Annotated in this window: 15 protein-coding genes and 1 riboswitch; of the genes, 3 read left to right on the top strand and 12 right to left on the bottom strand. The window is 70.3% G+C overall.

Annotation, left to right across the window (positions count from 1 at the left end; translation table 11 throughout):
• Positions 1-35 precede the first annotated feature (35 nt).
• The 10 genes from J4H86_RS24775 to cobC form a co-directional block, all read right to left on the bottom strand.
• Complete coding sequence (locus tag J4H86_RS24775; protein WP_330932543.1) at positions 36-458, bottom strand: globin; 423 nt, start codon at positions 456-458, stop codon at positions 36-38.
• 50 nt (positions 459-508) lie between these two features.
• Positions 509-2,173: an energy-dependent translational throttle protein EttA gene (ettA, locus tag J4H86_RS24770; RefSeq protein ID WP_236540733.1), complete on the bottom strand. Its 1,665-nt coding sequence runs from the start codon at positions 2,171-2,173 to the stop codon at positions 509-511.
• A gap of 558 nt (positions 2,174-2,731) precedes the next feature.
• Positions 2,732-3,799 (bottom strand): DUF4192 domain-containing protein, encoded by a 1,068-nt coding sequence (locus tag J4H86_RS24765; protein WP_236540732.1) that lies wholly within the window; start codon positions 3,797-3,799, stop codon positions 2,732-2,734.
• A 71-nt stretch (positions 3,800-3,870) separates the two neighbouring features.
• Entirely contained in the window at positions 3,871-5,826 is a 1,956-nt protein-coding gene (locus J4H86_RS24760) for a YfjP family GTPase (protein WP_236540731.1), read from the bottom strand.
• Positions 5,823-7,634 (bottom strand): dynamin family protein, encoded by a 1,812-nt coding sequence (locus tag J4H86_RS24755; RefSeq protein WP_394356535.1) that lies wholly within the window; start codon positions 7,632-7,634, stop codon positions 5,823-5,825. Before J4H86_RS24755 ends, J4H86_RS24760 begins: the two co-directional genes overlap by 4 nt.
• A gap of 32 nt (positions 7,635-7,666) precedes the next feature.
• Positions 7,667-8,968: a uroporphyrinogen-III C-methyltransferase gene (gene cobA / locus J4H86_RS24750; protein ID WP_236540730.1), complete on the bottom strand. Its 1,302-nt coding sequence runs from the start codon at positions 8,966-8,968 to the stop codon at positions 7,667-7,669.
• Between the two features lie 174 nt (positions 8,969-9,142).
• Positions 9,143-9,529, bottom strand: coding sequence for a VOC family protein (locus J4H86_RS24745; RefSeq protein ID WP_236544161.1), 387 nt, complete (start codon positions 9,527-9,529; stop codon positions 9,143-9,145).
• Positions 9,529-9,825 (bottom strand): ArsR/SmtB family transcription factor, encoded by a 297-nt coding sequence (locus tag J4H86_RS24740; protein ID WP_236540729.1) that lies wholly within the window; start codon positions 9,823-9,825, stop codon positions 9,529-9,531. Before J4H86_RS24740 ends, J4H86_RS24745 begins: the two co-directional genes overlap by 1 nt.
• Before the next feature lie 711 nt (positions 9,826-10,536).
• On the bottom strand, positions 10,537-12,705 hold the full coding sequence (gene cobT / locus J4H86_RS24735) for a nicotinate-nucleotide--dimethylbenzimidazole phosphoribosyltransferase (RefSeq protein ID WP_236540728.1): 2,169 nt from the start codon (positions 12,703-12,705) through the stop codon (positions 10,537-10,539).
• A 54-nt stretch (positions 12,706-12,759) separates the two neighbouring features.
• The gene (cobC, locus tag J4H86_RS24730) at positions 12,760-13,779 is read right to left on the bottom strand and encodes an Rv2231c family pyridoxal phosphate-dependent protein CobC (protein ID WP_236540727.1); all 1,020 of its coding nucleotides are present in this window, start codon (positions 13,777-13,779) and stop codon (positions 12,760-12,762) included.
• Positions 13,780-14,321: 542 nt separating this feature from the next.
• On the opposite strand from cobC, the gene J4H86_RS24725 reads away from it, so the two are divergent.
• The 3 genes from J4H86_RS24725 (at position 14,322) to J4H86_RS24715 (ending at position 17,548) form a co-directional block, all read left to right on the top strand.
• Positions 14,322-15,710 (top strand): cobyrinate a,c-diamide synthase, encoded by a 1,389-nt coding sequence (locus J4H86_RS24725; protein WP_449451350.1) that lies wholly within the window; start codon positions 14,322-14,324, stop codon positions 15,708-15,710.
• A gap of 603 nt (positions 15,711-16,313) precedes the next feature.
• Positions 16,314-17,183, top strand: coding sequence for a helix-turn-helix domain-containing protein (locus J4H86_RS24720; RefSeq protein ID WP_236540726.1), 870 nt, complete (start codon positions 16,314-16,316; stop codon positions 17,181-17,183).
• Positions 17,184-17,305: 122 nt separating this feature from the next.
• Positions 17,306-17,548, top strand: a complete 243-nt coding sequence (locus J4H86_RS24715) for a DUF397 domain-containing protein (protein WP_236540725.1) — start codon at positions 17,306-17,308, stop codon at positions 17,546-17,548.
• Positions 17,549-17,567: 19 nt separating this feature from the next.
• Here the strand turns inward: J4H86_RS24715 and cobO are convergent, their stop codons facing one another.
• The gene (gene cobO, locus J4H86_RS24710) at positions 17,568-18,170 is read right to left on the bottom strand and encodes a cob(I)yrinic acid a,c-diamide adenosyltransferase (RefSeq protein ID WP_236540724.1); all 603 of its coding nucleotides are present in this window, start codon (positions 18,168-18,170) and stop codon (positions 17,568-17,570) included.
• A gap of 235 nt (positions 18,171-18,405) precedes the next feature.
• Entirely contained in the window at positions 18,406-20,400 is a 1,995-nt protein-coding gene (locus tag J4H86_RS24705; protein WP_394356534.1) for a putative cobaltochelatase, read from the bottom strand.
• Positions 20,401-20,480: 80 nt separating this feature from the next.
• Positions 20,481-20,655, bottom strand: a riboswitch (cobalamin riboswitch).
• Positions 20,656-20,924 lie beyond the last annotated feature (269 nt).

Genomic DNA, 20,924 nt, shown 5'->3' with positions numbered 1-20,924 from the left:
TGAGGTCTCCGGGCGCCTGCGTCGTGTCTGGCCTGCTAGTCGGCGGGTGTGACGGGCAGTGTGGGCCCGTCGACGCGCGCCGGCTGCTCCGTCGGTACGTTGACCATGGTGTTCGCCGCGTAGACGAGGTAGTCCCACAGGGGTTGGTGGAGTTCCGGGGGCAGTTGCAGCTCCTCCACGGCGACCCGCATGTGGGCGAGCCAGCGGTCCCGCTCGTGCTCACCGATACGGAACGGGTTGTGGCGCAGCCGCAGACGCGGATGCCCCCGCTGCTCGCCGTAGGTCTTGGGGCCACCCCAGTACTGCATCAGGAAGAGCCGGAGGCGGTCCTCGGCGGGACCGAGGTCCTCCTCCGGGTACATCGGACGCAGCACGGGGTCCTCGGCGACGCCCTCGTAGAAGCGGCGCACCAAACGGACGAACGTGTCCTCACCGCCGACCGCCTCGTAGAAGGTGATCTGCTCGGCTTCGCTCATCGGTTCCCCTTCGACCGGTCGACCTCGACTGCCTAGCCGCGCGTCAGACGACGGTGCGTGACGGCGTGCGGACGGGCGGCCTCGGGGCCGAGGCGCTCCACCTTGTTCTTCTCGTAGGACTCGAAGTTGCCCTCGAACCAGAACCAGTCCGAGCCCCCCTCCCACGCCAGGATGTGGGTGGCGACCCGGTCCAGGAACCACCGGTCGTGGCTGGTGATCACGGCGCAGCCCGGGAAGTCCAGAAGCGCGTTCTCCAGCGACGCCAGGGTCTCCACGTCCAGGTCGTTCGTGGGCTCGTCCAGGAGGAGGAGGTTTCCGCCCTGCTTCAGGGTCAACGCCAGGTTCACCCGGTTTCGTTCCCCACCGGAGAGCACGCCCGCGGGCTTCTGCTGGTCTGACCCCTTGAAACCGAAGGCGGCGACGTAGGCGCGGCTGGGGATCTCGACATTACCGACGTGGATGAAGGTCTCCCCGTCGGAGATCGTCTCCCACACGTTCTTGTTGCCGTCGATCTTCTCGCGGGACTGGTCGACGTAGGAGACGCTCACCGTGTCTCCGACGTTGATGCTGCCAGAGTCGGCCTTCTCCTCACCCACGATCATCTTGAACAGGGTGGTCTTACCGACACCGTTGGGGCCGATGACACCCACGATGCCGTTGGGCGGCAGGGAGAAGCTCAGGTTCTCCATCAGGACCCGGTCGCCGAAGCCCTTGGTGAGCTTGTCCGCCTCCACGACGGTGTTGCCCAGCCGCGGCCCCGGCGGAATCTGGATCTCCTCGAAGTCCATCTTGCGGGACTGCGCCGCCTCGGCCGCCATCTCCTCGTACCGGTTCAGACGGGCCTTGCTCTTGGTCTGGCGCGCCTTCGGGTTGGAGCGGACCCACTCCAACTCGTCCTGCAGGCGCTTCTCCCGCTTGGCGTCCTTCTGCCCCTCGACCTTCAGCCGCGCGGCCTTGGTCTCGAGGTAGGTGGTGTAGTTGCCCTCGTAGGGGTAGAGCTTGCCGCGGTCCAGCTCGAGGATCCACGTCGCCACGTTGTCCAGAAAGTACCGGTCGTGGGTGATCGCGATCACCGTTCCCGGGTACTTCTCGAGGTGCGTCTCCAGCCACTGCACACTCTCGGCGTCCAGGTGGTTGGTGGGCTCGTCGAGGAGCAGCAGGTCGGGCTGCTCCAGCAGCAGACGGCACAGCGCCACCCGGCGCCGCTCGCCACCGGACAACGTGGTGACGTCGGCGTCCCCCGGCGGGCACCGCAGGGCGTCCATCGCCTGCTCGAGCTGACTGTCCAGATCCCAGGCGTTCCGGTGGTCCAGCTTCTCCTGCAGCGTGCCCATCTCGGCGAGCAGCTCGTCGGAGTAGTCGGTGGCCATCTTTTCGGCGATCTCGTTGAACTGCGTCAACATCGCCTTGGTCTCGGCGACCCCGTCCTCGACGTTCTCCAGGACCGTCTTCGCGGGGTCGAGCTGCGGCTCCTGGGCGAGCAGCCCGACCGTGAAGCCGGGCATCAGCCGCGCGTCACCGTTGGACACTTGTTGCTCACCCGCCAACACGCGCAGCAAGGTCGACTTGCCGGCGCCGTTCGGGCCCAGGACACCGATCTTGGCGCCCGGATAGAAGGAACCTGATACGTCGTCGAGAACGACCTTGTCACCGTGCGCCAAGCGCACGTTTCGCATGGTGAAGATGAACTCGGGCATGCCCCTCAGCCTAAGACGTTCGCCACCGTGCCCAGACCGCCACAGCCAACCGATCCTCCCGCCGAGAGCGTGTGGCGCCACCGCTCGACTCCCCTGGCGGACCACGGGAAACACCACCGCTCCGAGGCAGATCGGCGACCCGTCCAGAACAAGGTGAGTGCCGCGAGCGATCGGGCGGCCGGTTCGACGACCGATCAGGTGTGATCACAGGTCAGCGCGGTACAAAGCGCGGCCGCCCAGCGAACCCGCCCCCGCCTCAGCCACCCGAGGACACAACGACCGGAGGGCCTTCCGCAGCGAGTACGCCGACCAGCGGTCCCCCAGTCGACGAGGAGTTCGTCGCGGCCCCGCGGGAAGCGGGAGCGGTGTTCCTGGGCCAGACCAACACCCCCGAGTTCGGTTTCCCCCCACCTCACCGACAACGACCTCGTCCCGCCCACCGCTGGCGCCTGCTCTCGGACCGCTCCTGTTCGAGGACGGTGACCGCCATCGGAAACCACGCGGCTCCCCTGGCTCCCTCGTGACCCGCTGCGACTTCACCCGGGAGGGGATGCCTGCTTACCCCCCTCCCGGGTCCGGCAGCCGGTCTGGGTTGAGGTCCTTCCACTCACTGGGTGGGATTCCGCGTTCGAGGAGGCCGCGGAGCATCCGGGCCATGGAGTACTCCGGTGCGACCTCGGCGACACGGTCCAGGGCGAGGTTGGCGAGGCTGCCGCGGCCCAGGCGCCAGGCGGTGAAGGCGGCCAGGCTGCCGGGAGCCGCCCGATACGACGGCTCCGCGTGGCGCATCACCCGCAGCCACAGGGCGAGCTGCTCCTCCAGGGAGTGGCTGACGACGCGCGCCCAGGCCTCGTCCCGGACGCGGACGGAGCACAGCGCGACGCACAGTTCCGCCATCACGTCGACGCCTGGCGGCTCCGCGCCCTTCTCCGCCTCCGCGACGACCCGACGCACCAACTCCACCCCCTCCGCGGTGAACGCGGGCTCGGCGCGGGCCAGGTCCCCCACGAGCGTTTCGCCGGCGACGTCGCCCCGCCGACGGTGTGGCCAGCGCTGGTCGAGCCGGTTCTCGACCGCGCTGGTCGCCCGCGCCATGGCGACGCGGGGTGGTCCCTCGACGGGGGCCATGGAGGCCGCCAGCACCGAGCGGTCCGGTTGGGCGACGAGGCCGGCGACGGTGAGGGTGGCGGGGACGCTGGAGGTGGCGCCGTCGAAGGGCGTCCCTTCCGGTGGGCAGCAACGGGGGTTGTCACAGACGTAGCTCCAGTATCGACCGTCCGTCACCCGGAGGGCCTCGCGGACCTGGATGGATCGGATGGTGAAGAGCTCCCGCGCCGCGTCCACGCACGGGGTCACCCGGTCCGCCGTTCCGAAGCCCACCAGGATCGCGCCGGTGCAGCCGGAGTTGCGGAAGGCGGTGAGCAGGTCGGTGGCGACCGCGCCGGGGCCGTGGTCACGGGTGGCGAGAGCGCCCCGCCCGGTGAAGACGACCTCCTTGCCGTTCAGCCCGACGGCCACCAGGCTGTCGTGCGGATGGAAGCCCAGCAGGTAGGGGATGCTGGCGATGAGGTCGGTGGGGTTGGTCAGCCGAAGTGTGGACGTTGCTCCCGCGCGAGGTCGTGGCATGACCCGACTGTGCGTGAATGGTCAGTCCCGTTCCAGCGCGAGCCGCCGTCCTGTGGACAACCGCCCGAGCGTCAGGCCGGGGGGTTGCCGCGCGCCGCGCTGAGCGCCACCGTGAATCGCTGGTACTCCACCAGTTCTTGGTGGAGCGGCCCCAGGACGTGCTGCTGCACCACGTCACGCACCTGCCGGCGCCCGTGTTCCTCGACCGACTCCCGCAGCCGCCCGGCCGTCACACTGATCAGGTTGCGGCTGCCCAGGTTCAAGAACAGGCCCAACAGCAGGACGGACGCCAGGACGACGAGCACGAAGGCGGTGACGCGCAGGTCGCTCATCCCGGCGATCAGTTCCACACCGCCCAGCACCGCGACCGTCGCGCCGGCCACCCACACCAGCGCCACCACGGCGAGGGCCAGGAACACGTACTGCAGCCCCCGGATCCATCCCCACCAGTTCGGTGACCGTCGAGATGGCGGGGTGGCGGCGGCCGCGACCGCGGAGCCCAGCAGCTCGGGAAGCTCCGCCGAGCGGGACTTGGCCGCGTTGCGCACCCGGGCGGGCCACCCGTCCGGCAGTCCCTCGGCGGCGCTGTCCGCCGCCTCGTCGATGGCGGACTCCACCTCCGCCCACTGAACGCCGACCGAACCCTCGACCCCGCCCCGGATGTGTTCGAAGTCCGAGCGGATACCCCGCAGTGGGTCCCGGCGTAGTCGGCCGACGATGCGCCCGACAGGCCAGGCGACGTTCTGGGTGCCGCGCTGCTCGTAGTCGGTCTCCACCGCCGCGGCCACCGCGGTGACCCCGCTGGCGGCGGCGACGTAGCCGCTCAGGGTTTCCTGCACGTGGTCGGGAACCCCGCCACCGACGGTCTCCCAGCTCGGGCGGTCGTGCTCCCCGGGCTCGGCGTAGCGCCCGAACTCCCCGACCACCTGGTCGAGGTCAGCGACGAGACGGTCGGTGGAGGCGCGGCGGTCCCGCACCGTGGTGGCCAGCAGGTCGCGCAGTTCGGCGACCCCCTGCCCGGTGACGGTCGAGGTCAACAGGATCTGTGGGGAGGAGTTGCCCTGCCGTTCCAGGAGACGCTCCAGGTCGAAGACACAGTCCTCGGCCTCCCGGTCCGAGAGCTTGTCCACCTGGTTGACGACGGCGACCATCACCGCTCCGTGGCCGCCCAGGTCGGCGAGATACCGGTGGTGGACGGCCGCGTCGGCGTACTTCTGCGGGTCCAGTACCCACACCATCAGGTCGACGGCGCCGAGGATACGTTCGGCGTGCGCGGAGTGGGCAGTGCGTACCGAGTCGTGGTCGGGGAGATCCACGAGCACGAGCCCCACGAGGTCCCCCTCACCGGGGTCGAGCTCGCTGGCGCGGGTGTGGCGGAAGTGGTGGGGGATCTCCAGCCAGTCCAACAGTGCCGCCGTTCCGCGCGTGCCCCACACACACGCGTGTGGCATGGAGGTGACGGGACGGGTGATGCCGACCTCGGACAGGTCCAGCCCCGACAGGGCGTTGAACAGTGACGACTTCCCACTGCCGGTACCGCCCGCGAGAGCGACCACGGTGTGGTCCGTCGACAGCCGTAGCCGGTTACCGGCGTGGTCGAGCAGCCGTTGGGAGCGACTCATCAGGTCGGGCTCGACGCTGTCGCCCCCGATACGCACCAGCGTCGCCAACGCGTCCAGCCGCTGGATGAGCTCGGCGCGACTGACCGCCGCCGGGTTGGCCTCCTCGACGTCCTCGTCGGAGGTCGCGGCATGGCGGGGAACCCGGCGTGGAAGCTCCGGGAAGGGTTCCTCCTCGGTCAGACTGTCGACCCACTCGGCGAGGTTGTCGGGATCGTCCGGGTCCCCGGTGTCCGATGCGTCCTCGACGGTGGAATCGGCGGGGCGCTCGTCGTCGGGCGGGGAGGGCTCAGCCGCGTGTCGTGGCCCGTCGTCGTTCTGGCCCCACTCCGGCTCGACGCCCTCCGGTTCCCGCGACTGTCCTTCCGGAGCCGGGAACGGGTGTGCGGCAGGTCGGTGAGTCGTCATCGCGCAATCTCGATGTTGTATGTCGCTTGGTAGAGCTGAACGGCCGCGGTGTCCTCCGGCAGCCGCGCCTCAGCGAGCACGTCGACCGAACGCTGCCGCTCCTGGCCGAACAGGGAACGCAACCGCGCCCGAAGGTCCTGGTATGCCTGGTCGCTAATACTACGCAGCGATTCGGCGCCGAAGAGTGACTTCAGCAAGCGCTGTGGAACGGCACCGTTGGCCGGTTCCGCGGCGTTTCCGTAGCCGAGAAGCCCGACGATCAGGACGAGCCCGAAGGCTTCCTCATCATAGGCAAGGAACTTCGCGACACTGCGCTTGGTCACCCCGTCGGAGGCCACCAGGCTCACCACGTAGCGCTGCCACTCCCCCACCGCGGCGCGGGCCCGGCGCGCGAAGTCGTCGGGAACCTGGTCCAGACCGTTGGCGACGGCGAGTTCCTTCCCGCCCTCGGTCTCGGCCCACCGCCGGGTCAGCGCCTCCGCGGCCCGCTGGGCACTCGACACGAGCATGGTCTCCATACCGTCGCGCAGCGCCTTGTCCAGGGCGCGCACCCGGGCGTGGTCGGTCTGGTGTTTGCGCTGCCGCTTGGCGCGGGCCCGCAGGGAGAGGGACAGTTCGCCGCTGGTGGCGACGTCGTGCCAGCGTGCGAGCACGGTCCCCCGAAGCAGCGACGCGTCCTGGATCGACTCCTCGACCCGCTCCAAGGCCTCGTCGTAGGTGGTGGTGGCGGCGGTGGTGAGCTGACGCCGGACGCCGATCTGGGTCTCCACCTGCTTGGCCAGCTCCGGCACCCGAGTGCGGAAACTGTTGAGGACCCCGGCGAAGGTCCGGTGCGTCACCGACTCCCGACGTCTGAGGTCCGCGGCCACGTCGACCAGGAAGTTGCGCACCGGGTCGGCGGTGTGGGAGGTGAACCGGCCGCCACCGATCTGGTCCGTCTCGGGGATCATGAACCGCTCGGCGTCGCCCAGCCCGTTGGCGTCCAGCATCGCGCCGAAGTGATCCATCAGTTGGCCACGACCCCGGCGCGGGACCCGGGACAACACCACTCCCAACGACGTGTTGCGGTCCCGCGCGACCTGGAGGAACTCCCAGATACGCGCGTCCGCGTAGCGCACGGCGGTGGTCACGAACAGCCAGAGGTCGGCGGCGTCCAGGAACTTGGCGGCGAACTCGTGGTGTTCGGCCACCACGGAGTCGACGTCCGGGGTGTCCAGCAGCGCGACCCCAGCCGGCATGCACTCACTGGCGGCGAGCACCAGCATGCCGTCCTTGCCCGGCATCGCCAGACCTTCCTGCCGTACCCGGGGCAGCGACGGCAGGAAGTGCGCCTCGGAGAACCAGTCGACGTCGGCCGGGTTGCACGCCAACACCGGACTGTTGGTGGTGGGACGGCGCACCCCGGTCGTGGTGACCTGTTCTCCGACGAGACTGTTGACGAGCGTTGACTTGCCCGCCCCGGTAGATCCGGCGACCGCGATCAGCAGCGGGTTGTCCTGGTTACGGACGCGGGGCAGGACGTAGTTCTCCACCTGGTCCAGGACGTCCAGCCGGGCCGTCTCCCCGGCCTCCGCGCCGGGCAGGCCATCGGCGAACCGCAGGCCGCGCGCCTGCTCCCGCAGGGTCACCAGCGCGCGTTCCAGCTCGCTGACGGTGGACATGTCGCGGTAGAACGTCGGCCCCGAACGGCGAGCGGGAGCCACGTCAGGCGGAGAGGGCTGCGCGTGATGGACGGCCCCTTGCTGGGGGCGGGGCGCGTCCTCTCCGGGGGTGTCACCGGAATCCGGCACTGTCGGCGGCCGGGTCATCTCGGCCCTGCCCTCCTCTTCGGTCATCGCGGTCACGGGCCTCGGTCAGCGGTGGTGGCCCGCTCCGCCCCGGCATGCGCTGCGCCGCCCGAGGCAGGCGGTAGGCCAGTCGACCGCAGCGCCCGCAGGATGTCAAGGTCGTGTGCCGTGCGGACGACGTCACCCACGACGAGCACCGCCGGTGGGCGGATCTCCTCCTCCGCCGCACGCCGCGCCACCGTCTCCAGCGTCGCCACCACGGTGCGCTGGGTGGGCAGCGTGCCCTCCTGGATGATCGCCGCGGCGGTGTCGCCGGCGCGGCCGGAGTCGATCAGCGTCCGAGTGACGGCGTCGATCCGCTCGACACCCATCAGCACGACAATGGTGCCACTCCCACGCCCCAGCCCGCGCCAGTCGACCGTACTGCGGGGGTCGTCCGGAGCGACATGGGCGGTCACGATGTGGAGATCCTGCACGGTACCCCGGTGGGTGGCCGGAATCCCCGCGGCGGCGGGCGCGGCCAAGGCGCTGGTGACCCCCGGCACGATGGTGACGGGGATCCCGGCGCGCGCGCACGCCGCGGCCTCCTCCCCGCCCCGACCGAACACGAACGGGTCCCCGCCCTTGAGACGGACGACGAACGACTCCGCTCCGCGTTCCACCAGGATCCGGTTGATCTCCGACTGTGCCATAGCCCGCCCGTAGGGGATCTTGGCGGCGTCGATGACCTCGACCTCGGCGGGGAGAGAGTCCAGCAAGGAGGTGGGAGCGAGACGGTCGGTGACCACCACGTCGGCCTGGGACAGCAACTGACGGCCGCGCACCGTGATCAGACCGGGGTCACCCGGGCCTCCCCCCACGATGGCGACCCCGCGCTGGCGGTCCCGGGTGCGTCGTGCGTCGAGCGACCCCTCACTCAACGCGTCGCTGATGGCGTCCCGCAGACCCGCGGCCCGGCGCGGATCCCCGTCGGTGACGACTCCCACCGTCACCCCGGCGCTCCCGCCGCTCGCGGGCGTCCACGCGGCGGAGGCGTGCCGGTCGTCGGCACGAACACACCACACGTGGGCGTTCTCGGCGTCAGCCGCGACGGCGGCGTTGGTCTCGGTGGAGTCGGTCGCGGCGTGCACCAGCCACGGGCGCGCGGCGACGTCCTGGGCCTCGTAGGTGCGGCGGTGCCAGGTGATCCGCCCCGCCGCCGCGTAACCCTCCAGGGCGGGCGTCACCTCTGGACTGACCACGGTGACGTTCGCCCCCGCGTCGATGAGGACGGGGACCCGGCGCCCGGCGACACGGCCCCCACCCACGACGAGGACGTCGCGCCCCTCCAGGCGAAGGCCGAGCAGATACGTCACTGGACACCCTTCCGCGCAGGTGTGGCAGACCACCACATACGATCACCAAACTACCGTCTCCCGCGACAGCACGTGCGCGGATGCGAACAACACCACCGTCTCATCACGGCGGAAAACGCCTACGGCGGGCCGAGGCCACACCCCGACCCGCCGCACAGCCACCACGGCCCCCGCCTACTTCATCGTCGCCAACTGGATGAGGTTGCCGCAGGTGTCGTCCAGGACCGCGGTGACCACCGGCCCGAAGTCGGTGGCGTCCTGGGTGAACTCCACCCCGAGCCCCTTGAGCCGCTCGACCTCCGCGTGGACGTCGTCCACGGCGAACTGGGTGAACGGAATCCCGTCGGCGACCAACGCCTCCTTGTACGTCCGCGCGGCCGGGTGCCCCTCCGGCTCCAGCAGCAGCTCGGTGCCGTCCGGTTCGGCCGGCGAGACCACGGTGAGCCACCGCGCCCCACCGGCCGGCTCGTCCGTCTTCTTGGTGAACCCCAATTTGTCGGTGTAGAACGCGAGCGCCATGGCCTGGTCGTCCACGTACACACTGGTGATGTTGATCCGGATCACAGTTCCGGTTCCTCTCGGTCGATGGGCCACCGCTCGACGATCGACCGCAGCCGACTCGTGTCGATGTGGTGGAACTTGTACCTGCCCTGCCGCCGACTCCGCACCAACCCGGCCTGCTCCAACACCGCGAGGTGCTGCGAGATGGCCTGCCGCGACGACGCCAGGTTGTGCCGCATCGTCAGCCGACCGCAGATCTCGAAGAGCGTCTGCCCATCCTTCTCGGCCAACCCGTCCAGGATGAGCCGCCGCGTCCCGTCCCCAAGCGCCTTGAAGAGGTCCGCATGATCATCCATGCGACCAGGTATACGCAAGCACCCACTTGCCTGTCAAACCGGCGCGCGCCCGAGCCCCAACAAATCGGTGCGGAGGAGGTCGAGTTCGACCCCCTCACGCGGAGGTACATCGCACCCGCCCCCCACTGGGAGTCGGACCGTGGGCCCATAACCTCGTAACACCAAAACAATCGCGGACACGATCTGTCCGCGATTCATCAACCCGGCAAGAACACCGACAGACAATGTGGACGTCATGCGTCCACTTCCCCTACCGAGGGGGCCTTGTGAGACGCTGGATCGCACCCCGAACATCGCGGAACGATAACGGCGCGCCAGAAGCGCACGTCGCGCCCGTAAGCCCCGCAAACGCGGGGATGGACCGTGTGGTCACTGCTCTCTCCCCGTCGCCGAGCGGTGAGCCCCGCACACGCGGGGATGGACCTGTCGGCGGCCATCTGCTCCTGCGCCGCGTCCAGGTGAGCCCCGCACACGCGGGGATGGACCGCCGCGTTTTGTGGTGCATGAGGGCGAGAGTTATGTGAGCCCCGCACACGCGTGGATGGACCGGAGATCAATCTCGGCGTTCTCGATCACACGGACGTAAGCCCCGCACACACGCGGGGTGGTGGTCGGTCTCGGCGCGATGTCGCTGTGGCGGGGAGTCGCGGCCGTGGCTGTTGACGTGCCGAGGGGCCCAGGAACAGAGTGCCTGGGCCCCTCGGTGGTGTGTCAGTTGCGGGAGGTGACTCCGGCGGAGTCGAAGGTGGCGACGTCGCGGAGGGCTCTCGCCGCGGCTTGGAGGATGGGGAGACCGAGGAGGGCTCCCGTTCCTTCGCCGAGGCGGAGTTCCAGGTCGGTCAGGGGGCGGAGGCCGAGGCTGCGCAGGGCGAGGTCGTGGCCCGGTTCGCTGGAGCGGTGGCCCGCGAAGCAGGCGTGCACCATGTCCGGGACGATCGCCTTGGCCGCCAAGGCGGCGGCGCCGGCGATCACGCCGTCGAGGATCACCGGGACACGCAGCGCGGCCCCACCGAGGATGAAGCCGGTCAACGCGGCGTGCTCGAACCCGCCGAGAGCGGCCAGTGTGGTCACCGGGTCGGCCGGGTCGACCGCGTTCTGGGCGAGGGCCCGGCGCACGACGTCCACTTTCTGCGCGTGGGTCGCGTCATCGATACCGGTTCCCCGTCCCGTCGCGGCGGCCGGCTCGGCGCCGGTGAAGGCACACACCAACGCCGCCGAGGCGGTGGTGTTCGCGATGCCCATGTCGCCGGTGATCAGGCACCGGTTTCCCGCGGCGACGAGGTCGCGGGCGATCTCGATCCCGGTCTCGATGGCCTGCTCCGCCTGGGCGATGGTCATCGCCGGGCCCTGGGTGATGTCGGCCGTGCCGTGGGCGATCTTCCGTGGGAGGAGGCCCGGCACGCGCGGGAGATCGCCGGCGACACCGACGTCCACCACCGCGACCTCGGCGCCGAGCTGGGCTGCGAACGCGTTGACGACCGCGCCACCGTCGAGGAAGTTGCCCACCATCTGGGCGGTGACCGCTTGGGGCCACGGGGTGACGCCCTGAGCGTGCACGCCGTGGTCGGCGGCGAAGACCGCGACGGCCGCGGGCTCGGGCAGAGGTGGCGGGCATTCCTCGGCGAGCCCGGCCAACTGCACCGAGATCTCCTCCAGCACGCCGAGCGACCCCGGAGGTTTCGTCATCTGTGCGAGGCGTTGACGCGCTTGATCGGCGGCTCCGGCCGCGGGACCTTCCACGACACCAACGGTCTCACGCAGCAGACTGGTGGCCTCGTGGCCAGGCAGCCCGCGACGCCCGTAGCGCTGGTGGTGGATCGCCCAGGCGAGGGGACGACGCCGCGCCCACCCGCCGAGGGCGAGTTCGGGCTCGGGCGGGAACTCCTCCACGTAGCCCACGCAGAGGTAGGCGACGACGGTCAGGTGTGCCGGCAGGTTGAGTTCGGCGGCGAGTTCCCGCTCATCGAAGAAGCTGACCCAGCCGACGCCCAACCCCTCGGCGCGTGCCGCCAGCCACAGGTTCTCCACGGCCAGCGCGGCGGAGTAGCTCGCCGTCTCGGGCTGACTGTGGCGCCCCAGCGTGTGGCGTCCACCACGGGTCGGGTCGACCGTCACGGCGATGTTCAGGGGGGTGTCGAGGATCGCCTCGACCTTGAGCCCGGAGAACGCCTTCGCCCGGGTTCCCGGCAGGGCACGGGCGTAGTCGTCGCGCTGGTGCTCGGCCAGGCCCTGGATCCGCGCACGCGTCTCGGGGTCGTCGAGGACCAGGAAGTCCCACGGCTGTGAGAACCCGACGGACGGAGCGAGGTGTGCGGCCTCCAACACGCGGGTGAGGACCTCGGCGGGGACCGGGTCCGCGCGGAAACCGCTGCGGATGTCGCGTCGGTCCCGGATCGCCTGGTAGACGGCGTCCCGCTGGGCGTCTGGGTAGGCGTGGCGGCCGACCGACTGTTGGGTCGGCTCCCCGGGTGTTGCGGGGGGTGTGGTCGTCGGCTCGGTGGCCGGGACCGGCGTCGCCGCCGGCGCCGGCGGTGCCTGGGCGGAGGCGGCCGGGGCGGAGGCGGCCGGGGCGGCGGGAGCCTCAGGCGCGGGGGGAGGCGGTGTGGGCGCGAGCGCGTCACCACCGGGGGCTTCGTTGGCCGGTGCGGGCGACGCGGGGCGGGGCTGCGTCGGGCCACGGAAGGGGATCACCGTCCCGGTGTCGTTCTTCCCCTCGGCCGGCCCCAGCCCGCGCCCCTGCTCCGGCAGGTCGTCAAGAAGGCCGCCCTGTCCGAAGCCTCCGGCGGCACCAGGTGTCTGGGCAGCATCGCGCCCGCCGAGACCGGCCCCGTCGGGGCCCTTGTTCGGCTCACGCAGATAGCCGTTTTCAGCAGTGGACATTACGCCTCTCTCCGCATCGCGCGTCCGGCTTCCTCCGGACACGTCCGCTCGGACTCAGCACACCAACTCTGCCAGAGCCGCGGTCAGCACGGCGTTGGTGTCTCGATCTCGTACCGCGACCCGTAGCCAGTCCCGGCCCAGGCCAGGGAACGTGTCCCCGCGCCGGACGGCGATGCCGCGTTCCCGGAGGCTGGCACGAACCTGGTCCCCGGCTGGTACGCGCAGCAGCAGGAAGGATGCCCGCGCGTCGGGGGTGACGTCCAGACCGAGCGCGGTGAGTTCTTTCTCCCAACGCTCCCGTTCCTCGCGCAGTTCTCGGGCCCACTGGTCCGCCTCGGCGAGGGCGCGTGGCTCGGTGCACGCCTCCGCGGCGACCAGGGCCGGGGTGGACACCGACCACAGGGGTTGCGCCTGGGCGAAGCTCGCGACCAGGGGCGGGGGCGCCAGGAGGTAGCCGACGCGCAGACCCGCGAGTCCCCAGGTCTTAGTCAGGCTGCGCAGCACGACGAGGCCGGGTAGGTCATCCCTTCCCGCCAGGGACTCCGGCTCGCCGGGCACACAGTCGGCGAACGCCTCGTCGACGACGAGAACCCGACCGGGCCTGGCCAACGATGCCAACGTGGCGGCCGGATGCAGCACCGAGGTGGGGTTGGTCGGATTTCCCACGACGACGAGGTCCGCGTCGGCGGGGACCCGGGCCGGATCCAGCCGGAAGTCGCCGTCGAGGACCACGCGCTCCACGGTGTGGCCGGCAGCGGCCAGCGCCGCCTCGGGTTCGGTGAACTGTGGGTGCACCACGACAGGGCGGCGTGGACGAAGCGTACGTGCGATCAGGACGAACGCTTCCGCCGCGCCGGCGGTCAACAGGAGCTCCGCTGGGTCGCGCCCGTGTCGAGCGGCGACTCGGGCTCGTGACCGTCCGGGATCGGGGTAGGCGGAGAGGCCAGAGAGGGACACGGCGAGGCGATCGGTCAGCCAGGGAGGCGGTGTTCCCGGTCGCACGTTGACGGCGAAGTCCACCAGGCCGGGGCCGATCTCCGCATCCCCATGGTGGTGCAGGTCGACGTCTGTCATCCACATTCCATGGGCAGGGGTCACGGACACGAACCGTGGGGGCGGCCCGCCACACTATACGGGCCGCCCCCTGCCCCAACGTGGCCCGCCCACCGGGTTTCTCGCCGACGGAGGTTGCGTGGGCGTGGGATGTCCGGGTAATGGGCGATGCGTGCCGCGTCCGGCCTCCACGCACAACGGGGGCGCTGGGCCGCGGCGGGTGCCCGAACCCACGGTGGCGTTTGCCGGGCCGGGGGGACCCTCCGGTCGGCGGAGTCGGTGGATCGGGGCTCTGCTCAGTGTTCCGGTCGGGCGCACGGCCCGCACTACGGGGAGTGTCCTGCGGATGGCGGGTGGTGGCGGTCGCCCCACGCGAACGATCCGCTCCGGACGCTTCGATGGATCACGTAGATACCCCACGGGTCGGAGGCCGCGTGGGGGCGTCGGGATTCCGGGGGGCGGAGGCTGCTGTAATGAGGGGGTTCCCGTGTTGTCGTTCTTCTTTGGAGCAGTGTGCGTACCGAGACCGGGTGGTTTGTGGATCCTGACGGGCGGCCGTGGCGGTGATCGAGCGTCCTCGGTTGGTGGTGGCGGCGCCGGCGTCGGGTAGTGGCAAGACCACGGTCGCGACCGGACTGATGGCGGCGTTGACGGCGCGCGGGTGGACGGTGTCCGGGCACAAGGTGGGGCCCGACTACATCGACCCTGGCTATCACTCCGTGGCGACCGGGCGTCCTCCCAGGAACCTCGACCCGGTGCTCGTGGGGGAACAGCGTGTACCGGGGCTGTTCGCGCATGGGGCGCGGGGGGCCGACGTGTCGGTGATCGAGGGGGTCATGGGCCTGTTCGACGGCGCGTCGCAGCCGCGTGAGTTCGACGGTCCCGGGGATTTCGCTTCGACGGCGCACGTCGCGACCCTGTTGTCGGCACCGGTCCTGCTGGTCGTGGACGCGGCGCGGACGAGTCGGTCCATCGCCGCGCTGGTTCACGGGTTCCGCGGTTTCGACCCGCGCGTTCGGCTCGGTGGGGTGGTCCTCAACCAGGTCGGTTCGGAGCGGCACGAGGAGTTGCTGCGGTCGGCGCTGGAGGACGTGGGGCTACCGGTCCTCGGGGCGATCCGCCGCCGCGCGGAACTCGCCACACCGTCCCGGCACCTTGGGCTGATCCCGGCGGCGGAGCGTGAGACACCGGCACGTCAGGCGGTGGCGGACCTGGCGGGGGTGGTGGCCGAGTCCTGCGACCTGGAGGCCATCGTGGACCTCGCTCGCTCCGCGCCGCCGGTCGATGACGACGCCTGGGATCCCGTGAGCGAGCTGGAGCGGGTTCGCCCCGGGGCCCCCGCGGACGACGCGCCCGTGCGGGTCGCGGTCGCCGGCGGGGCGGCGTTCACCTTCGGCTACACCGAACAGGTGGAGTTGCTTCGGGCGGGCGGCGCCGAGGTCGTCTCCGTGGACCCACTCCGCGACGAGGCCCTCCCCGAGGAGATCGATGGGCTCGTGATCGGTGGCGGGTTCCCCGAGATGCACGCTGAGGCGTTGTCGGCCAACGAGCCCATGCGGCGCTCCGTCGCGGACGCGGTGGGCAACGGTCTGCCCACGTCAGCGGAGTGCGCGGGGCTGCTGTACCTGTGCCGCTCGCTGGACGACGTGCCCATGTGTGGCGTGCTCGACGCGACCGCGACGATGACGTCCGGGCTGACGCTGGGCTACCGGGCGGCGGTCGCGGTGGGGGACTCTCCCGTCGCCGTCACCGGGACTCGGGTCCATGGTCACGAGTTCCATCGGACGACGGTCACGCCCGCTCACGGTGTTCGCGCGGCGTGGCAGTGGGACACACACGGCCCGGAGGGGTTCACCACGCGTTCGCTGCACGCTTCCTACCTTCATGTGCATTGGGCAGGGGAGCCGAGTCTCGCGGCGCGGTTCCTCGCCGCCTCTCGCCGCACCCGCTGACCCGATTCGGTCGCTCGGGGTTGCGGGGTGCGCCGAGAGAGGTCACTCTGAAAGTTGTACCGAACCCGCGGGTGCGGGTTCGTCCAGGGGCCGCCCCCTGGGTGTGGTCTCTAATGCTTGGTCGGCGCAGAAACCGCAGGATATTCAGTGGGCGGCCTGTTCATGGGGGCTCCTCTTCAGCTCTCGTCGATCATCTGTGTTCACCCTTTCCTCCTTGTAGCGTTTCGCCCGGTTACTCGGGTATCGGCCGGACCGAAATGGGTCGCTGGTGACGCGGAGCGAATTCCGCGCGCGCTCGGGGCAACTTGGTGACACCCACCCGATGTGTACTGACATTTCATGTCGCTCCAACTCGTGACTCGACGCGGATCAACCATCCGCATTTCGACCTGCCCGGATGCCGCCCAACGAGACGTGACGGAACCTCGTGAAAGCTTTAAATCTGTTAGGCTCGACTGCGTTGGGCACAATGATGTCTCCATCCAAGATGTCACCTAACATTCTGTCTGCACTATAGCCGAACACTCCCAATGTGACGCTCAGCGTTTTCTCAGACAACGAGCCGAGAGCGCTGGGAAACGTCGATGAGAATCGAGGGTTGAAATGTCAGACCAGGGCCCGGTGGTCCAGCGCGCTCTTCTCGTCGGCGAGCTGACGCGCCTGCGCAAGGACAACGCGTTCACCCAGGCACAGGTCGCGCAACGCCTGGAGTGGTCGCAGGCGAAACTCATGCGGATCGAGGGCGGAAAGCAGTCCGTTCGCCGCAGTGACCTGCTGGCTCTGCTCCGCGAGTACGGGGTCGACGAGGACGAGACGGAACGTCTCCTCCTTCTCTCCCGCGAGTCCAACCGCACCGGATGGTGGGACCGCTACCGCGGCAACGTGAGCGACGCGTTCATCCGCGTCATGGGCTTCGAGACGGGGGCGAAGACCATCGGCAACATGGAGAACCAGGTCATCCCCGGTCTGTTGCAGACGCGGGACTACGCCGAGGTGATCAGCGGCGACGCCATCCGCGGCACCGCCGAACGCTCCGCCCACGTCGAACTACGGATGGAACGCCAGACCCGGGTTCTCGAACGCGACCCCAGGCCCCTCCTCACCTTTCTCGTGGACGAGGCGGCCATCTGGCGTCACATCGGCGTCACCCGGGACTCGGAGATCATGCCGGAACAGCTCCAACACCTGATCAACCTGACCGAAAGCGGCCAGGTGGACCTTCGGGTAATTCCCTTCACTCGTGGGTCGCATGAGGGAATGTTTGAACCGTTCTTCCTGCTGGGTTTCGAAGGCCCCCTCCCGGATCTGCTCTACCGGGAGAAGACGGCATCGGGCCCGACACCCGAGTTCGGTGACGTGACCGAGGAGTACAAGGAACGCTTCGCGCTGTTGTACGAGAAGGCACTGTCCCCCGAGGAAACGATCCGGCTCCTGCGGGGAGCGATCAGCCAGATGCGCGGCAATGGGAACTAAGCCGCCACAGGAGGACCAATTGGGGCACCCAAAACCTGTCTCGCGTGGGCCGCGCGAATAGGCGACTCACGACCAGGGTAGGGAGAAGGAGAAATGTCCCCACCCTCCCCTGGTTGGCATTGATGCCCACGTCACGACCGCGCGCTCACGCGTGTGCCGGGAGCGCGCCTCTTGTCCTGTCCACCGACGAACTCCACTGGCACAAGAGCACCCTGAGCAATCCAGAGAACTGCCTCGAGGCCGCGTTCACGGGTCGCGCCGCCCTGGTCCGCGACTCCGTGCATCCCACCGGCACGACACTGAGTCTCCCCCTCCGGGAATGGGTCGCCTTCCTCGCCGAGGTCACCCGCGCGGAAGGCGCCTAACTCGCCCCCAGCTCGACCATCACCACTCGATACCGCGCTGCCCCTTCTGCCCGTTGTCCATCGGGTGCTTGACCTTGCCCATCTCGGTCACGAGATCGGCCGCGGCGCACAGCTCGGACGCCGCGTCGCGTCCCGTGACGATGACGTGCTGTGTGCCCGGCCGCTCGGCGAGCGTCCGGACGACGTCGTCGACATCCACCCAGCCCCACTTCATGGGGTAGGTGAACTCGTCCAGTACGTAGAGGCGGTAGCGCTCCGCCGCCAGGTCGCGCTTGATCTGTGCCCAGCCCTCGGCCGCGTCGGCCGCGTGGTTCTCCTCCGACCCCGGGCGTTGGATCCACGACCACCCCTCACCCATCTTGTGCCAGGTGACGCTGCCGCCCTCACCGGAGTCACCCAGCACCCGCAGCGCGCGCTCCTCACCGATCCGCCACTTGGCCGACTTCACGAACTGGAACACCCCCACGGGCCACCCTTGCGACCAGGCGCGCATCGCGGTGCCGAACGCCGCGGTGGACTTTCCCTTCCCTGGGCCGGTGTGCACCATGAGCAACGGACGGTTGCGGCGCTGCCTGGTGGTCAGGCCGTCCTGCGGCACGTACTCGGGCTGTCCCTTGGGCATCGAGGCTCCTTCTCCTGGGTTCGTCGTCGAACTGAGGGCATGACAAAAGTGGGGCCCTACGGGGGAACCCCTTGCTCTGATTCAACGCGGCGGTGCCCACGGTTGGCGAATGCCGGACCGGGGGCTGTGGACGGCGTGGGCGGTCGCGGCACGGTGCCGCGCACGCCCCACGCCGCGCCCGGACTGTGGGGCGTCCCAGTCTCGTGGGCCGTTCCGGGGCGAGAACACCCGCATCTCACACCGTCGCGGCCGTGCGGTGGCCGTGGACCAGGCCGGTGAGGGAGTCGGCTCCCATCTGGTCCAGCCGCACGGTCGTCGCTCCGAGTTCGGTGCCGAGGGCCCCGGCGAGGCCCAGTCGCACGGGTCCGCTCTCGCAGTCGACGACCACGCTGTCCACGCCGCGAGCCGCCAGGGTCGCGGCGACGCGGGATGACCCGTGTCGCGGCCCGGCGGTCGCCCGGCCGTCGGTCACGACGATGAGGAGGGGCCGTCGGTTGGGGTCACGGCGTCGTTCGGTGTCCAGGACGCGGAGCGATTCGGCGAGTCCGGCGGCGAGCGGCGTCCGGCCCCCCGTCCGCAGCTCCCGCAAGCGCCGTGCGCCCACCTCCACCGAGGATGTCGGCGGCAGCGCGACCTCGGCGCCGGTGGCTCGGAACGTCACCAGGCCGACCTTGTCCCGCCGCTGGTAGGCGTCGAGCAGCAGGCTGAGGACCGCGCCCTTCACCGCACGCATTCGGGCGCGGGCGGCCATGGATCCGCTGGCGTCCACGCAGAACAGGACCAGGTTCCCTTCCTTTCCCTCCCGGATCGCGGCGCGCAGATCGTCTCGGGCGAGGACGATTCGCTGCCCGGCCGAACGGCCCCGGGCGCGCTGGTGTGGTGCGGCGGCCCGCAGAGTCGCGGTCAGGTGGGGGCGCCCCAGTCTCCCCTCGGGCCGACGGGCGCCCACCACACGTCCCTGCGCGGTCCGGGCGCGGGATCGACGTCCCGGTGCTCCCTCCCCGAGCCCCGCCACCCGCAACAACCGTGGGCGGTAGGTCTCGCCGGGAGCGCTCAGGTCCTGTGCGGCGTCTCCGGATCCGCGTGGCTGTTCGTCGTCGGACCCGGTCTCCGTGTCGTCCGTGGGCTCCGGAGGGCCGGGGCGCGGTGACGACTCCTTAGGTTCCTCACGTGGGTCGGGCTCTGTTCCCGGCCCGGTGGGCGGGTCGCTGGCGGAGTCCTCAGACTCCTCCGGTTCTTTTGGGTCGACATCACCCGCTTGGTCCAACGCGTTGGAGAGCCGGTCCTCGTCCAGGCCCGGCGCGTCGAAGGGGTCCCGTCGGCGCCGGTGTGGAAGGGCGAGCCGGGCCGCGTCGCGGATGTCCTCGGTCGTCACCTCGTCGTGGTCCCGCCAGGCGGCGAGCGCCATGGCGGCCCGCGCGGTGACGAGGTCGGCGCGGAGCCCGTCCACGTCGAACGCGGCGCACACCGAGGTCACCTGGCGCAGGGCGTCGTCGGTGAGCGCGATGTCGGCGAGACGCTCCTGCGCGTCGCGGATGCGTTTGGCGAGTTCGGCGTCGGTGGCGGCGTAGTGGGCGGCGAAGCCCTCCGGGTCGGCGTCGTAGGCGATGCGGCGTCGGACGACCTCGGCGCGCTCGTCGGGTTCTCGGGTGGCCGACACCTCGACCGTGAGCCCGAACCGGTCCAGGAGTTGCGGTCTGAGCTCTCCTTCCTCCGGGTTCATCGTTCCGACCAGGAGGAATCGTGCCGCGTGCCGCACCGACACCCCCTCGCGCTCCACGTGGGAGGTCCCCATCGCGGCGGCGTCGAGGAGCAGGTCCACGAGGTGGTCGTGCAGGAGGTTGACCTCGTCCACGTACAGCACGCCACGGTGCGCCTGGGCGAGGAGCCCAGGTTCGAAGGCGGTGACCCCGTCGGTGAGCGCGCGTTCAAGATCGAGTGCGCCGGCGAGCCGGTCCTCACTGGCTCCCACGGGGAGCTCCACCAGGCGGGCGGGACGGCTCAGGGCCGCGGCGTCGGCCTCGGCGTGTGGCCCGTCGGGGCACTGGGGGTCGGGCTGGCTCGGGTCACAGGAGAAGCGGCAGTCGGCGATGACGGCGAGGTCCGGCAGCAGTGCGGCCACGGCCCGGACGATCGTCGACTTCGCGGTGCCCTTCTCTCCCCGGACGAGAACACCGCCAACCCCGGGGGACACGGCGTTGATGAGGAGTGCGAGTTTGAGGTCGTCCATGCCGACGACAGCGCTGAACGGATATCGGGCGGAAGCGCGCACGGTGAGATGGTTCCTTCCTCGGGAGTCCACGCCCATCGGAATAGTGCACGGCGCCGAGCAGTGTCCTGGCTCTCGGATCGTCGTTTCCTCGCGGCCTTCCCACCGCGCACCCGCGCGACAGTGGCACACCCAAGCGAGTCACTCCCCGAACACAGTGGCGGGACCGCCCCGGACTCCCACCGGGTTCCTGCCGCCAGCGCCGGGCTCCAGCATCGCACACACGCCTCGGCGGCCGCGGGGTGGGTCGTCCCCCCGGTCCCCTCACCCACCCACTCCCCTATCCCCCACCAGGTTTCTCCCACCCCATCAGGTTTTCGCCACCCCCAACAGGTGGGGGTGCGCGTCGACCCGCCAGAGCGAGGGTCGACCCACCCACCGGACGGAGGCGGGCCGCGGGGCGAGGGAAGTCACCAGAGTGCACCAAGGCGATGGAGGGATTCCAGCGAGGCCTGCCATAGTGTCCGCGGCGGCACTGGGATTGG

This window comes from Spiractinospora alimapuensis (genome assembly GCF_018437505.1).
Classification (GTDB): Bacteria; Actinomycetota; Actinomycetes; order Streptosporangiales; family Streptosporangiaceae; genus Spiractinospora; species Spiractinospora alimapuensis.
The sequence above is the reverse complement of the archived record's forward strand: the minus strand, read 5'-3'. Positions and strand labels throughout refer to the sequence as shown.

Coding starts and splice junctions, on each gene's coding strand:
- J4H86_RS24705 (WP_394356534.1), bottom strand. CDS start 20,400: ATGGACGACCTCAAACTCGCACTCCTCATCAACGCCGTGTCCCCCGGG.
- cobC (WP_236540727.1), bottom strand. CDS start 13,779: ATGACAGACGTCGACCTGCACCACCATGGGGATGCGGAGATCGGCCCC.
- J4H86_RS24755 (WP_394356535.1), bottom strand. CDS start 7,634: ATGACCCGGCCGCCGACAGTGCCGGATTCCGGTGACACCCCCGGAGAG.
- cobO (WP_236540724.1), bottom strand. CDS start 18,170: ATGCCCAAGGGACAGCCCGAGTACGTGCCGCAGGACGGCCTGACCACC.
- cobT (WP_236540728.1), bottom strand. CDS start 12,705: ATGTCCACTGCTGAAAACGGCTATCTGCGTGAGCCGAACAAGGGCCCC.
- J4H86_RS24765 (WP_236540732.1), bottom strand. CDS start 3,799: ATGCCACGACCTCGCGCGGGAGCAACGTCCACACTTCGGCTGACCAAC.
- J4H86_RS24720 (WP_236540726.1), top strand. CDS start 16,314: ATGTCAGACCAGGGCCCGGTGGTCCAGCGCGCTCTTCTCGTCGGCGAG.
- J4H86_RS24740 (WP_236540729.1), bottom strand. CDS start 9,825: ATGGATGATCATGCGGACCTCTTCAAGGCGCTTGGGGACGGGACGCGG.
- J4H86_RS24760 (WP_236540731.1), bottom strand. CDS start 5,826: ATGACGACTCACCGACCTGCCGCACACCCGTTCCCGGCTCCGGAAGGA.
- ettA (WP_236540733.1), bottom strand. CDS start 2,173: ATGCCCGAGTTCATCTTCACCATGCGAAACGTGCGCTTGGCGCACGGT.
- J4H86_RS24715 (WP_236540725.1), top strand. CDS start 17,306: ATGCCCACGTCACGACCGCGCGCTCACGCGTGTGCCGGGAGCGCGCCT.